12 protein-coding genes are annotated in these 13,762 nt (G+C 41.9%); 3 read left to right on the top strand and 9 right to left on the bottom strand.

The genetic code is table 11. The features are described from left to right. Positions 1 to 97: 97 nt before the first annotated feature. On the top strand, positions 98 to 1,591 hold the full coding sequence (pap, locus tag KA717_10705) for a polyphosphate:AMP phosphotransferase (protein ID UXE63090.1): 1,494 nt from the start codon (positions 98 to 100) through the stop codon (positions 1,589 to 1,591). A gap of 25 nt (positions 1,592 to 1,616) precedes the next feature. Here the strand turns inward: pap and KA717_10700 are convergent, their stop codons facing one another. Together KA717_10700 and KA717_10695 are read right to left on the bottom strand one after the other, a co-directional pair. Continuing rightward, positions 1,617 to 2,333, bottom strand: coding sequence for a TIGR04283 family arsenosugar biosynthesis glycosyltransferase (locus tag KA717_10700; GenBank protein UXE63089.1), 717 nt, complete (start codon positions 2,331 to 2,333; stop codon positions 1,617 to 1,619). Between the two features lie 122 nt (positions 2,334 to 2,455). Then, on the bottom strand, positions 2,456 to 8,173 hold the full coding sequence (locus KA717_10695) for a translocation/assembly module TamB domain-containing protein (protein ID UXE63088.1): 5,718 nt from the start codon (positions 8,171 to 8,173) through the stop codon (positions 2,456 to 2,458). Positions 8,174 to 8,494: 321 nt separating this feature from the next. On the opposite strand from KA717_10695, the gene KA717_10690 reads away from it, so the two are divergent. Next, entirely contained in the window at positions 8,495 to 9,463 is a 969-nt protein-coding gene (locus KA717_10690) for a PEP-CTERM sorting domain-containing protein (GenBank protein UXE63087.1), read from the top strand. A 363-nt stretch (positions 9,464 to 9,826) separates the two neighbouring features. Then, on the top strand, positions 9,827 to 10,843 hold the full coding sequence (locus KA717_10685; GenBank protein UXE63086.1) for a DUF389 domain-containing protein: 1,017 nt from the start codon (positions 9,827 to 9,829) through the stop codon (positions 10,841 to 10,843). A gap of 274 nt (positions 10,844 to 11,117) precedes the next feature. On the opposite strand, the gene KA717_10680 is transcribed toward KA717_10685, so the two are convergent. From KA717_10680 to KA717_10650, 7 genes are all read right to left on the bottom strand, one after another. After that, positions 11,118 to 11,372 carry a type II toxin-antitoxin system RelE/ParE family toxin gene (locus tag KA717_10680; protein ID UXE63085.1) on the bottom strand — a complete coding sequence of 85 codons (255 nt, stop codon included), beginning with the start codon at positions 11,370 to 11,372 and terminating at the stop codon, positions 11,118 to 11,120. A 3-nt stretch (positions 11,373 to 11,375) separates the two neighbouring features. Further along, positions 11,376 to 11,594, bottom strand: coding sequence for a hypothetical protein (locus KA717_10675; GenBank protein UXE63084.1), 219 nt, complete (start codon positions 11,592 to 11,594; stop codon positions 11,376 to 11,378). 179 nt (positions 11,595 to 11,773) lie between these two features. Further along, positions 11,774 to 12,094: a hypothetical protein gene (locus KA717_10670; protein ID UXE63083.1), complete on the bottom strand. Its 321-nt coding sequence runs from the start codon at positions 12,092 to 12,094 to the stop codon at positions 11,774 to 11,776. 75 nt (positions 12,095 to 12,169) lie between these two features. Then, positions 12,170 to 12,409, bottom strand: a complete 240-nt coding sequence (locus KA717_10665; protein ID UXE63082.1) for a ribbon-helix-helix protein, CopG family — start codon at positions 12,407 to 12,409, stop codon at positions 12,170 to 12,172. Positions 12,410 to 12,604: 195 nt separating this feature from the next. Beyond that, on the bottom strand, positions 12,605 to 13,000 hold the full coding sequence (locus KA717_10660) for a PIN domain-containing protein (GenBank protein UXE63081.1): 396 nt from the start codon (positions 12,998 to 13,000) through the stop codon (positions 12,605 to 12,607). A 3-nt stretch (positions 13,001 to 13,003) separates the two neighbouring features. After that, positions 13,004 to 13,225: an antitoxin family protein gene (locus KA717_10655; protein UXE63080.1), complete on the bottom strand. Its 222-nt coding sequence runs from the start codon at positions 13,223 to 13,225 to the stop codon at positions 13,004 to 13,006. 146 nt (positions 13,226 to 13,371) lie between these two features. Further along, a complete protein-coding gene (locus tag KA717_10650) occupies positions 13,372 to 13,755 on the bottom strand; it encodes an endonuclease domain-containing protein (protein UXE63079.1) in 384 nt (127 codons plus the stop codon). Between the last annotated feature and the right edge of the window lie 7 nt (positions 13,756 to 13,762).

The raw sequence follows: 13,762 nt of genomic DNA, 5'->3' as shown, positions 1-13,762 counted from the left end.
CAATTGATAATTGATCCTTAAGAATAGGGGGATTCTTAAGAACGCTTTCTATACTAAAAGATTACGCCTCCCTATTATTCATGATTTTGCGTCAACCATGCTAGATACCCTCGACCTCAACCTTCAGTTAGATAAAGAAACCTATCGCTCTCAAATTGAAGATCTGATGCGTCAACTGCGATCGCTGCAACAGTCCTGTTGGGAAGAAAAGTTGCCGATCATCATTGTCCTAGAAGGTTGGGCCGCAGCCGGTAAGGGAACTCTGCTCAAGAAAATCATCAACTACATGGATCCACGCGGTTTTACCGTTCATCCCACCTTTAATGCCACTGCTCAGGAACGTCTTTATCCCTTTCTCTGGCGTTTTTGGCACAAATTACCCCCCAGGGGCAGTCTTGGCTTTTTCTACCATAGTTGGTACACGAATGTCTTAGAAGAAAGGCTCTTTAATCGGGTGACAACGGCTAAAGTTCCCCTCTATATGCGCGATATTAATGCTTTTGAACGTCAATTAGTGGATGATGGCACGGCGATCGCCAAATTTTGGATTCATCTCAGCCGCAAAGAACTGAAAAAACGCCTCAATAATTACGAATCCGATGAACTGGAATCCTGGCGAGTTCGTCCCGAAGATTGGCAACAGGAAAAACGCTATGGCGAATATTGCTCCCTGGTCGAGGAGATGTTTGCCTATACGAGTACTGGTCACGCGCCCTGGATCTTAGTGGAAGGAGATTGTGAACGCTGGGCTAGGGTAAAGGTTCTCTCCCAACTGGTTGCCACCATTGTTCAAGCCCTGGATAATCTGAAAATTCCGAACCTAGAAGTGCAAGCGGTTCCTGCTCAAACCACCCTTCTACCCACTGAGCCGAATTTTCTCAGTAAGTGTGATCTGGACTTAAGCATTGAGAAAGAAGACTATCAACAGCAATTGCGAGAACTGCAAGTGGAATTACGCAAACTGCAAGTCAAAATCTTTCAGCACAAAATCCCCGTTGTCGCTCTCTTTGAAGGTTGGGATGCGGCTGGGAAGGGAGGGGCAATTAAACGCTTAACCGATACTCTCGATCCCCGTAGTTATAAGGTTCACGCCTTTGCTGCTCCGACCAAAGAAGAAGCTCGCTATCATTATCTCTGGCGATTTTGGCGCGATATTCCCAAAGGGGGAACCATTGCCATCTTTGATCGCAGTTGGTACGGTCGGGTAATGGTGGAACGAATTGAAGGTTTTGCCAATGAAGCGGAATGGCGACGGGCTTATAAAGAAATTAATGAATTTGAGGCCCAATTAACAACGGAAGGTTGTGTGGTGATGAAATTCTTTTTACATATCAGTCCCGAAGAACAATTACAACGTTTTCAAGAACGGGAAAAAAATAGTTTTAAACAATACAAATTAACGGAAGAAGATTGGCGCAATCGGGAACAGTGGCCGCTCTATGATGTGGCCATTAATCAAATGATTGCCCGCACTAGTACCCCTGCTGCACCCTGGACAGTCGTGGCCGCGAATAATAAATACTATGCTCGTATTAAGATTATTCAGACCGTGATTGACTCTGTTAAAGCTGAATTAAAACGGCGGATGTAGGCGATCGCTGCTTAAGATTACTTTACTATCTGTCTCGATACCATTTTGCTAGGGTTTGGGGCGGAATTTGCAGATGATAACCGAGAATAATCAGTTGATTAATTAGGGTTGTTTTAATAATTCCGAACTTTTGCCAACGTCTTGCTGAGGTTCGGATAGCGGTATTAGCGATCGCAATTTTTCCTTGTTGTTTCAGTCGTTGAATAAACTCATAATCTTCCATAATCGGTAAATTTTTAAATCCGCCCAATTCCCAAAAGGTTTCGGCTTTGATAAATAGGCCTTGATCGCCATAGGGTAAACCGAAAAACCGCGATCGCAGATTAACCAGGTATTCTAAAAGACGAAAAGCAAAGCCAACACTATCCACTTGAAATTTAAAGGCTCCAGCGATAATCTTTGGACTATTTAAAATTTGCTCAATTTCGGTTAGAAACTGACTTGGTAATTCACTGTCTAAATGTACAAACAGTAAAATCTTGCCTTGAGCTTGCTTGGCTCCAAAATTCATCTGGGCAGCCCGGCCTTTTTGGGCAGAAATTAAGACGTTAACTGGAAATTCTCGACAAATCTCAACCGTGCGATCGCTGCTTCCCCCGTCAATGATTAACAATTCTAAATTTTTATTAGATTCTAGTTTTTCTAATTTTTCCAAATAAAATTTGGCTATCTTTGCTTCATTAAAAACAGGAATAATAATACTCAATAAGGGTTGGGGAACAGTCTGAATTGCTATTATCATACTAGATATAAATACAGAATTATAGCCGTCGTCACAATACTTAGGACATTAACAAGGGGCTTAAGCCCCTTGCCCCAAAAGTTTGAATGTCTCAATCAGGCTGTCCATTGCTATAAAACGAATTAAAATTGCTTTTCATAGCGAACCTTAACCTCATTAAAACTGTAATCATAGGATAAACGCACAAATCCTTTTTTCTCAACTTGATAGATCGCTTCTAGAAAAGGAACAACTCGAAAATCCGTCGTGCCAAGGGTATTACTAATAGCTGTTTCCACATCATAAACCGTCCCTTGAAAAATCATGGGAATCGCTAATTGGGTAATACCATACTGTAATAGCTGACCACTATTTTTGCCCTGAAGTGCATCAGCTAAGACCACAAATTGTTCTCCCAATAAACGTACAATCTGACCTTGACTTCGAGCCGGATTACTGGTCAGACGAATAGCCGGATTGCTGAGTAATTGTTGATCAGTAATCCCCTGAGCCGCCAAAACTTGTAAACAATTAGCCACTCGTTTCATCCGCCAATCAGAGATATTTTGAGTTTCTCTAAAGGGGCGGAATTGTCGTTCTCTGGTGCAGGCATCCACCTGGGCTTGATTCAGATTGGGAACCAGTTTATGAAGAGAACCATAAATATTGAGATTAATATCAATTCGTTGAACTTGATTGAGGGTATCATCAGGAATTTCATTACTCTCTGCCGATCGCAGCCGTTTAGATTGGGGTAATTCGGAAACAATTGTCCGCATCTTAATATCAATATCAGGATTAAGTAAACCTTGCGCGGGTTTAAAGGTAATTTGATTCGCATAACGTCGCTCTAACAGAAAACGAGTATCCAGAAAGCTAATCCGTCCTCGACTTAAGGCGATCGCCCCTTGAGGTTGCAAACGATTTAAGTCCGTTAAGGGGCCATTCAGGGTCAAGGCTCCACCAAAAGCAAAATCATAAAGCGGAACCTGTTGAACAAAAAGGTTATCTAACGTAACCCTTAAATTTTCGAGTTGAGGCGTAAGTAACGACTGACTTTTCCTCGGTTTAAACCAAGGATTTTGAGAAAAAATAGGACTCGTTTGTTCTTGGGCCGAGGGAGCTTGGGGAACAAAGACTTGACCATTTGCCAGACGAATATCGCCACTAATTTTAGGACTAAAGGCAGTTCCTTTCACCGTTAACAGGCCTTCTAAATCACCTTCGTATAAATTGGCAATGTCTAATTTTGCTTTTTCCACTGTCAAGGTTAGGGGATTATCAATATTATCTTGAGGTCTAAAGAGCGGTAACATCCCCGTCACAGCTAATTTACTTTGGGCAAAAATTCCCTCCAAATACTTCACTTGCAAACTTTGATTATCGAGATCAATATCTCCAGTAATCTGAATCGGATTCGGTAAAATGGCACTCTTGAGTAACACCTCTTGCAACTTAATATTGCCTCTGGCCTGAAATTCGGAGAGACGAAGCCCCTGACTCAGATCCAATCTGCCCTGGGCTGCCAAATTGACTTCTCCTTCCCCTGACAGCCAGACTAACTGATCCTGGGTTAAAGCTCCAATTAAGGTTAAAGCATCTTTTTTAAGGCGTAAGCGTAAATCAAATTGATTTTCTTGTCTTTGTTTTTGAACCAATTTTGCTTCTTCATTCCAAGCGTAGGGAATTTTGGCATAGAAAAAGAGAGGAGAATTATTATCGGCAATGACTTGTAGAAAATTATCACTATAACTAAAATTGCCAGCGATGGGTTGTTCTAAAAGACGAGCATTAACAGCAAAATCAGTAAAGTTAAACTCTCCGCGTAATTGAGGATTATTGAGATTACCCGTAATACTACCCTGGGCATTAAAATTGCCGGAAAGTTCTTCGGGGAGTTTGACGAATATGCCTAACGTATCAAGGGCTAAATTATCAATGCGCCAGATTGCGGCATTTTGTTCTTGGGAGAAATTTCCCTGAAGCGCGATATGGGAATCCTTAATGGTAATTTGAGACGGTTGGACGGTTAAAACGCCTTTTTTCCAACTAGCTTGCAGAGCGACTTGATGAATCGGTAAAAAGCGAGTATCGTTGATCACCAATCCCAGGGGGGCAATAATGTTAGCAAAGGCCGGTTGGGGATACCAACTCCAATGTTCTCCTGAAAGCGCGATATTAACTTGAGGCGAAGAAAGAGTGCCTTCGAGGCCAATTTTGGCATTAAATAAACCATCAATTCTTAATTCATTGGGGACTCCTCCCTGTTCATATTTTTCGGCTAATTGGCGAATAGTTTGATCAATTTGATAGAGAATATTAACCTGTTTGTCCAGGGGAGCTTGGGCATCACCCACCGATTTTGGGGCTAGGGTTTTGGCTAAAGTCTGGGGTTGGGGCTGAAAACGCGATCGCAGAGATTCAAAGTCATATATTTGTAAGGCGGTTAAAAGATCCTGTATTTTTCCCTGGGCAATCTGTAAATTGCCACGAACGGCTTGAGTTTTAAAATTTAAACTACCTTCTAGGGCATAACGACTTTGTTGCAGTTGCAGAATAGCATTCTGTAATTGTAAAAGATTATTGTCATAGTCAAAATTAGCCGCGATCGCGTCTGCTGATAAATAACCCAGACTAGGCTGATGTAATTTAAGAGAACCTTGAGCCTTTTTATTTTGTAAATCCAGATCTAATTGAGCTTGTAGATTACCCTTAAGTACACCAGGGATTTGTTGCAGTTTACCGGGCTGTAAATTTAATAAGGCTAGGGGAAATTGGGCAATATTTAAGCGAAAAATTTGTCCGATTTTTTCTCCCGATGCTATCAAGGGATTTTCGGTTTGATAGGTATGGGCAATTATCAAACGGTTAGGAAGATAGGCAAAGGAACAGTTAGAAGCTCTACAGCTATCTAGATTCAATGCCAGGCGATCGCTTTCACCCTTGAGATCAATGGCCAAACCTTGTTTGTTAGAAAAGTGAAGGGAACCGTTTAAGAGAGGCTCAAAACGCTCTTGATTGATCACGAAATTTTGCAGCGCGACTTTCCCCTGAACCCACGGATCGCTAACATCCCGAAGCTTTCGCCAGCGAACCTGGCCTTGAAAACTGGCGATACCGGCAACCTGGGCTGATTGAGGACGGAGATAAGTCGGTAAAGATAGGCTTGAAATAATGGCATTAAGCGGTAAAATTGCTAGATCAGCCTGACTTTTAACCTGAAGATTAACCTGAGTGAATTGGGGATTTTGGAAAAGTTGAGCGATGACTAAATTTCCCTGAAATTCTAAGGATTGTTTGCCCGCATTGAAAGCCGCCGATTGAACGGTAATGGGTAATGATTGAAAACTTTCTAACTTATTTAAACCACCTAAATTATTAATTTTACCCGTCAGTTTAAGCTTGCCATTAAGAGGCGATAAAATGGGGATTTGCTGTTTGACTTTCGTACTCAAATTAGTGGCCAAAAGCAGATGATTAAAATTCAGATTGTTTGCTTGAAGATTGCTTTGCCATTGTTGGCGGTTGAGATAACTTTGGCTCTGAACTTGTCCCCCGGCCACATTTAGCTGTAGATCGGCGATCGCCTGAAGATGTTGTAAATTCGGCTGGGGTTGAACTAAGTCAGTCAGAGAGGCAATCAGGGTAACTTTACCGCGCTTAATCTGAGTCGGTAGGGTAATTTTTGGGAAAATCGGCTGGAGATTTAGATGCTTGACGGCGGAGATCGCGGTTAATTGGCCCTGGGTAATCTCACCTTGAAACCTCAATCGGCCCTTTTCTACCGCCAAACGTAGATCAGAACGCCCGGATAAACCCGACCAGGCAACTTGCCAATGGGGTTGAATTTGGCCCGCTAAAGTGATATGGCCGCGCTGTAATTGCACCGTCTTTGGTAAATTCGGTAAAAACGGATTGAGGGCAACCTGGCCGAACTGGGCCGAACTGGTAAAAAATCCCTGACGTAACTTGATCTGGGCGGCGATCGGCTGTTGGGAAACCCTTACCTTAATTTCTCCCCCGCCCTGTAAGGTTTCCGGCGCAAAATGGCTGAATTGACCTCTTAGCTCCAAATTCACTCTTTGCAGTGTTAAGGGTTGGTTTTTCAGTTTGGGAGGACAAGAGGAACGGCCACAGAACCATTCAACCCAGGGGGTTAAGACAAACTGTTGGGCCTGTAAGCGGGTTTGCCAGCGATCGCCTTTAAAATCCCCTTTGCCCTGGACTTGAATGACTCCTCCGTTGTTTGTCCAGAGCCGATTCTGAATCGCTAGACGGGTTCCCGCCAGTTGAGCCTTCCCCTGGGCATTAATCGCCACTTGATTAACTTGAAACGGTCTTTGACCCTGCCACTGAAATTGGGCAATTGGTTGGGCAAGAGTCCCCGTCACCTGACCCTGAACCGTGAGATCACTTAGACGCAGATCGGCAGGAATGGTCTGATAGGAACGTAATAGTTTTTCTGTCGATAATTGACTGCTAAATTGAAGAGAAAGGGGCATCGTTTGCCAATTAATTCCCCTCTTTTTTTGCCAATTTTGGAGAATCCCTAATTGAATATCTCCCTTTGCTAAGATTTCTCCACCAACCTGGGGTTGAAACCGAATTTTCTGGAAACTTAAGCGATCTAGATTGCCCCGTAATTGGGTCTGAAAGGATTGAATTTTAATTTTATCGAGAGTCAGAGGGTTAAGATTTTCAACTCTTCCCAAAAGTAGTGGATTTTCTAAAGGCCCCTGAAGTTTGAATTGAGCTTTTAATTTTCCCTGGGCGGCGATCGGTAAAGAGACGGATAAGGTTTTAACCAGATCTTGAATCTCAATCACATTGGTTTGCAAAGCTAAGTTATAACCCTTCTGCCAGTCAATTTGTCCTTGTAAGCGCGTGATTAATTTACCCAGCGTAATTTCTCCCTGATTAATCACCATCGTCTGACCCTGCAAACCGATCTGAAAATTGGCAATTAGGGGAACTTTAAGCGCATCAAACTTAGCTTGTAAATTCTCTAGGGCGAGATTCCCTAAAGTACGAGTCTTATGATATTCCTTGAAACTCGGTAAATCAATTTGTAATTTGCCATTAAGTTTGCCCTGACTCACTTGCAGAGGAGCCTGGGGAATTAATTGAGCAATTTCAGGTAAATTTAACTTTTCAATGATTAAAGCCGCTTGACTTTTTCCGGTTTCTAGAATAGTCTCGCCCTTAGCTGCAATACGATTGCCCTGGAGAGCTAACTTCAGATCATAATTAACCGTTTGTTGAGATTTTTGCCGACTATAACGGTATCTTCCCCGCCCATCAACCGCTAAAAGTAAGGGTTTTCTGGCTCCGTAGGGAGTTAAACTAATCTGGGCTTCCTTAATCCGTAATTGAATATCGACATCAGCCGGCAGTTCAAATTTGCCCTTTCCCTGGGGCAAGGTGAGTCCAGACCATTCTCCCTTTTTGTTTTGGCTCAGTTTAACCGTTGGCCGAATCAGATCGGCTTGAATTTCAATGGGTTTACCGACTAGCCAAAGCAGAGGATTAATGGCTAGCTCCAAACCCTGGATCTGGATGGTGGTGGGATCTTGAGGGGTCGGCGGTAGGGTAGAGGTTCCTAGACGGATTTGGTTAAAACTAACCTGCTCAATCTCTCCAATTTGAATGGGACGTTGGAGGAAATGGGATAATTCCGTTTCTAAAAAGGGAGAGCCTTGACGATAGACCAATTGCTGCCCTAGAACATAAACCCCTGTTCCTAAAGCCAACAAAGTTCCACCTGTGATCAGAGTAGAAGGTCGTCGTAGCCAGTTAAGCGATCGGCTCAGGGGGGATAGATCAGAGGGAGGGGATGGCGGTAATTGCTGGGGATCGGTCATCGGAAAGCAAGAATGCTACTTGACTATGCTAGTTGACCCGTCGGGAAGTGGTTAAGTTTCTGAATGAAAAGCCTGATCCAAGTTTGTATTATCAATAGGATTGACTTCGCGATCGCACAGAGAACCATGTCACTTTACATTATCTTTAAAAAAATTACTTTAAAACAACATTCTTGTTTACCAATTCTTTATCCTAAAAATCTTTAACAAAAGGCTTGCATTTACTTACACCGTCCGTTAATATACGGACATGCTATCAAATGTCTGGTTGCTCAACTACATAAAAACACTATATTCTTGAAATTTGTACTATATTGGGGGGTGAAAATTTCTATGCTTTCTTTGTGCTCAATCCGCACCAAAACAAACTTAACGCCTGTCACGTTATCTCTAGTGACGGTAGGTTTCCTCGCGACTCTGCTTCAGTCCCAAGCCGCCCAAGCCGCATCCCTCAATTGGCAGACGGTTAAAACAGGAAACCCAACTTTTTTTAATAGTTCAGGGGCATTTAAAAGTGCATCTAACACTTTTAGCGTTACCAATGGTGGAACGGTCAATCTGACTTTCGGGACAATTGCTGACATTAATGCGACTTCTCCTGTTCGTGTTCCAGGTATTACTAGCCAATTTGTCAACAACACCCCCAAAATTGATGCAACTTTGAACGGAACTTTGCCTAACGCTAGCCCCTCTCTTTATTTTCAACAAGATTCCTCTTCTGTTAACAATGCAATCTATGCTGGTCTAAAATTTAACAATACAGGTGGAGTGAGTGGTTTGACCTTTACGCTATTTGATGTTGACAATGACAAAGGTTCGTTGACAAACAATGCTTGGCAAGATCGAGTCATTGTAAGAGGTTTATTGAATGGTGTCGCTGTTTTACCCACATCGGTTACCGCAGTCAGTTCTTATGTCAGTGCAAGCAGTGGCAACATCAGCATTAACGGTGGTGCAAGTGGTTTAACACCCTATGCTGGCGGAAATATAACGGGAGCGACGGTTATAGATGGAACTAAATCGGTAAATAATGATAACTCAAATAATGGAAATGTCACTTTTTCCTTTGGCGGTAATATCGATGAACTTTATATTGAGTTCACCCAGGCTTCCGGTGCATTGAGTAGCTCTGCGGCAATAAACCCTAGTAATCACGGCATCGGCATTGGAGATATGAACTTTGCTGTCCCCGAACCTTTGACAATTTTAGGCTCAGGTGCAGCGATCGGTTTTGGTGCTATCTTTAAACGACGTTTAGCAAAAGCCCGTGGTCAGGAGAAAGCCAAGTAAACCTCTTGACAAAAAACTCTCCTAAATCCTTAAGAAGCCTGAATCATGATATCTCCGATCATGCTTGCCTCTTGATCTAAAACTACTGATGAAATACAGCCATCATTGTAACAATAAAGGCATTGTAACGATAAAAGAAACACTTGAAAATTATTTATATTTTTTGTCGGTAGCAGGGTAACACGGGACATTTTGCTCTGGGTCTTGCCTACTGAAACTAACTGTAAGGCTTATTCTGTAAGAGAAAAGCTAAAACCCTTTCAGGATAAGCTGCCCCGCTTAAGTTTATACTCTATTTTTGTTACAATAAATTTCAAGTAACAAAATAGATTACTCGATAAAACAAATTGAGATTGATGAACTATGGCCAAAACGCTTGCTGAGGTTTTGCACGGTGCCCCTGTAGATGTAGAAGAAGTAAGACGAGTTAGCGAAACATTAATATTTGAGCGGGGATTTCAAGGGCCCAAATTTTTTAAGTTTGCCTGTTTGTTGGTACTCGCTTCCAGTATTGCAACATTCGGACTTCTCGGCGACTCGTTGGCGGTTGTCATTGGTGCCATGATTGTCGCTCCGTTGATGTTGCCCATTATGGGACTGGCCTTCAGCATCAGCATTGGCGATCGCCGCAAAATCATCAGCACGCTGCTCGTCAGTTTGGCCGGGATTGCCATGGCGGTAGGGGGGGGATTCGTCCTGACATTACCGATCACCCAGGTTACCAAAGCAGAAGCCATTCAACAGATCATGATCCGCACATCACCGCATCTGCTCGACCTCATGGCAGCATTAGCCACGGGTTTAGCTGGAGCCTTTGCCCTGTCGCGTCGGGATGTTTCGGACACACTACCGGGGGTAGCCATTGCCGTATCATTAGTCCCTCCCCTGGCCAATGTGGGAATTCTGTTAGCCCTTGGGAAACCCAATCTCGCCTCTGGTAGCTTGCTGCTGTTCGTAACCAACTATGTGGCTATCCTGCTCACCGGATCGCTTGTTTTTATGGCAATGGGATTTCGTCAAGTAGCCCTATCTCCCTTCGATGCGCGGGCACAACGCCGGGGGTTGATAGTCGCCTTAGTGGCCTTACTGATCATTGCGATTCCTCTCTCAGTGACTAGTTATCAGCTAATTGTCACTAACAAGATCTCTGCACGAACCTATGCCTTTGGCCAAGAATGGCTTGAAGGCTCTGGATATCGGCTCATGTCGGTTGATGCCGAAACAACGGACGGAACCGTAAACCTTTTGCTGATGGGCGATGGTGAGCTGCCGCCCCTGAACAAGCTTGAAGAGCGGGCTCGTGATGCCCTTTTTGGCCGCACCATCCGCCTGAAGGTTGTTGAATCAAAAAAACTCTATGTTGGTACACAGTCCCGTTGAAGTTGAGTAACTGGTTCGGATTTTTTCTGCGATTAGTTAACGCCAGTCGCGGGCATTTGGGGTAACTTCGTTAAAAAAAAGTGGCTAAAATAGAGTCAATTTCTTCATTTCTTAACTCCCTATTAATATGTCCACCATCCCTGGACAGATAACGAATCAGAGCCATCCTTTGATCCGCTAGATTCTGCGATCGCCATCTAAAACTCAAGAAAAAAAATGATCGCTGCTTACCACTACAGGAAAAAATGCGATCACTTAGAAATTCTAAAAATAACTATTTATAAATATCTCGTCGATGTCCTATTTTTCTTAATTTTATTTTTTGTGCTTGATCATCAATATCATACAAAATGCGATAGTCACCCATACGAATACGATAACCTTCTGTGTTTTTCATTTTTAAATAGCCACTGGGTCGAGGATTTATTTGAAGTTTTATTAAACAATCTAAAATATCATCTTGAATGTCTTTAGGCAGTTTCTTAATTTGTTTTTGGACTGCATTAGGGATAATCATTTGATAGGCCATAATTTAGTCATCTTCTCTTTGTTTTATCAATTCTTCTAGGGTTAAATAATTACCTGTTTCTATTTCTGGGTCAGTTTCTTTCACCGCTTGTTCATAGGCTTTTTGACAATAAAATTCATCTAAGTCCTCTAATAATTTTTCATAAACCGCAATATCCAAAACTACCGCAATGCGATTACCTTGTTCGTCGGTTAAGAATCTTTCTTGTAAATTAGTTACCATAATGTCTAAATTCTTATTAGAGATGATCAGGCTTAATGCCCTTTGTTTTATTTTAACGGATTGATGATGTTCTCTGCCAGATTATTCGATCGCCGCTTAAATCCCTCATAAAAAAATGCGATCGCTGCTTAATATCTCAGAATAAAATGCGATCGCTGCCCATTCCCTGTGTCGATAAGTTAGGTTTGATTAGCCGTTGTTCTGCCAACAAAATAGCCGATTGCACCGCCAATAATCAAGGTGATAGTTGATTGAGCATTTTTCTTGTCTTCAGGAGAACTTTGGGGAGACGTTAAGATTTGAAAACAGTAAAAAATAGCCACGAGAAGTATTAAAGAGATAATTACCAAAGAAACAAGTTCAACTATCTGGTCAAAGCGACTTTTAGGGGTTTTAATTTTTAGATCAACTTCTAAGTTACTTTGGTTGGCAATTTGATTAAGATCAATAATTGAGCTTTGCTGAGGCTGATTACTGGATGGTGGAGACGGATTGGTCATTTAATAAAAGTGTATATTAATGCGATAGATTAAAGCCTCCCAATTGAAAACTCAGGAGACTTAAATAAGACCAAACTAAATACCAATAATTTCTGTCATTGCAGGTTGATCTTCTGCTATCAATGCTAATTTTTGACCTTTTTCGTGGGCTTGAGCAGCAACAGTCATTAGGGCGATCGCCCGACGCAGAATTTCACTTTTGGTTGAGTGGGCGTTTTCGGCTAATTGTTCGAGGGTTTGATTGAGTTCGGGGGATACATCAACGGTTAATCTGATTTTTTTGCCTTGATGTTGGGCATTGTCTTGGGTTGCCATATAGTTCGCGCCTCTTGGTTGAGTGTCGGTAAGGAGTTCAGTAATTTTTACTGATATTTTCAGTGTAGTCATCCCGACTATTCGCGTCAAGGTCTATTCTGCGATCGCATTCCTCCACATTCTCAAAATGCGATCGCCCTTCCCTTCTCATTCTAAAAAGCGATCTCTATCCAGAGACAAAAGAAAAACGATACATTACGGAACGACTTGAAAAATACCAAATTGACGAAAATGATAATCAAACGAAAATGCTTGGATAATACCTAATTTTTCCATGATAACTTTACTACTACAATCTGTGAAACTCCATTTTTTGTCAGAATAATCACGAAAAATCTGCCAGGTTAGGCGAACATCTTCTTCTGTTAAATAATATATAGTTGCTAATTTACCTGAGAAAAAAGCTTCACCTAAAATAATTGCTCTTTTACTTTCTCCTCTTGCTCTTAATAAGGTCAATGTTTCATCAATTACATAGTCAGTTGTTACTAAAGATTGTGTGTTATTAGTTAACCATACAATAGAATTTTGATGGTCAGAATCTGAAGGAACAATGCTGGCAAACCAAGCACCCGTATCTACAAAAATCATAAACTATTGACAATATAAAACTTGATCGTGATCTTTGCCATCAAAAGTATCTATTTTCCCCTCTATAGGAAGTTCAGCAATCTTTTGTAAAATTTCTAATGTGTTTTTTTGTTGATAATCAGATTCTAGAGGAATGATAATTACTTTTACTTTACTTCCTTCTTCTAGTTTTATTGGTTGTGATAGTCTCAATGTTCCTTGTTCATAAATGGCTTCTACTGACATAGTATTTATCCTGAAATTTGATTATGTGAATTATAGCATAATCTCCCAAATCTTATCATCTCCCCAAAAACGCGATCGCAACCCAATCGCCCTCCAATTCTCCCCCTTTTTTTAAGCGATCGCTATCTATCTATTCTCCCCCCTTTTTAAGGGGGGCTGGGGGGGATCAACCCTCCGATCGCCTCACAAACACCCTCAAAATTTTCTAACACTTGCTCATTAGTAAATCGGATAACTTTAAGTCCATAACCTGTTAATCTTTGACTTCTTTCTTGATCATAATCTTGTCCTTGTTCGGTATAGTGGCTTTCCCCATCTATTTCAATCACAAGTTTAAGGGTTGGACAATAAAAATCAACAATAAAGTAATCAATCGGTCTTTGTCTAAAGACTCTAAATTCAAATGTTCTGAGGTATTGATGCCACAGTTTTCTTTCGGCGGCGGTCATGTTTTTTCGCAGTTCTTTGGCTCTGGGGATGAGGGCGCGATCGTAGGGTAGATGAAAGTCGCTGTCGTTGAGGTGTTGCATGATTAGG

Origin of the sequence: Woronichinia naegeliana WA131 (assembly GCA_025370055.1) — a bacterium.
Taxonomy (GTDB): domain Bacteria; phylum Cyanobacteriota; class Cyanobacteriia; order Cyanobacteriales; family Microcystaceae; genus Woronichinia; species Woronichinia naegeliana.
The sequence above is the reverse complement of the archived record's forward strand: the minus strand, read 5'-3'. Positions and strand labels throughout refer to the sequence as shown.

Bases quoted from the DNA above. Each gene is read 5' to 3' on its own strand.
- KA717_10675 (UXE63084.1), bottom strand. From the start codon at position 11,594: ATGGTAACTAATTTACAAGAAAGATTCTTAACCGACGAACAAGGTAAT.
- KA717_10650 (UXE63079.1), bottom strand. From the start codon at position 13,755: ATGCAACACCTCAACGACAGCGACTTTCATCTACCCTACGATCGCGCC.
- KA717_10665 (UXE63082.1), bottom strand. From the start codon at position 12,409: ATGGCAACCCAAGACAATGCCCAACATCAAGGCAAAAAAATCAGATTA.
- KA717_10685 (UXE63086.1), top strand. From the start codon at position 9,827: ATGGCCAAAACGCTTGCTGAGGTTTTGCACGGTGCCCCTGTAGATGTA.
- pap (UXE63090.1), top strand. From the start codon at position 98: ATGCTAGATACCCTCGACCTCAACCTTCAGTTAGATAAAGAAACCTAT.
- KA717_10660 (UXE63081.1), bottom strand. From the start codon at position 13,000: ATGATTTTTGTAGATACGGGTGCTTGGTTTGCCAGCATTGTTCCTTCA.
- KA717_10700 (UXE63089.1), bottom strand. From the start codon at position 2,333: ATGATAATAGCAATTCAGACTGTTCCCCAACCCTTATTGAGTATTATT.
- KA717_10695 (UXE63088.1), bottom strand. From the start codon at position 8,173: ATGACCGATCCCCAGCAATTACCGCCATCCCCTCCCTCTGATCTATCC.
- KA717_10670 (UXE63083.1), bottom strand. From the start codon at position 12,094: ATGACCAATCCGTCTCCACCATCCAGTAATCAGCCTCAGCAAAGCTCA.
- KA717_10655 (UXE63080.1), bottom strand. From the start codon at position 13,225: ATGTCAGTAGAAGCCATTTATGAACAAGGAACATTGAGACTATCACAA.
- KA717_10680 (UXE63085.1), bottom strand. From the start codon at position 11,372: ATGGCCTATCAAATGATTATCCCTAATGCAGTCCAAAAACAAATTAAG.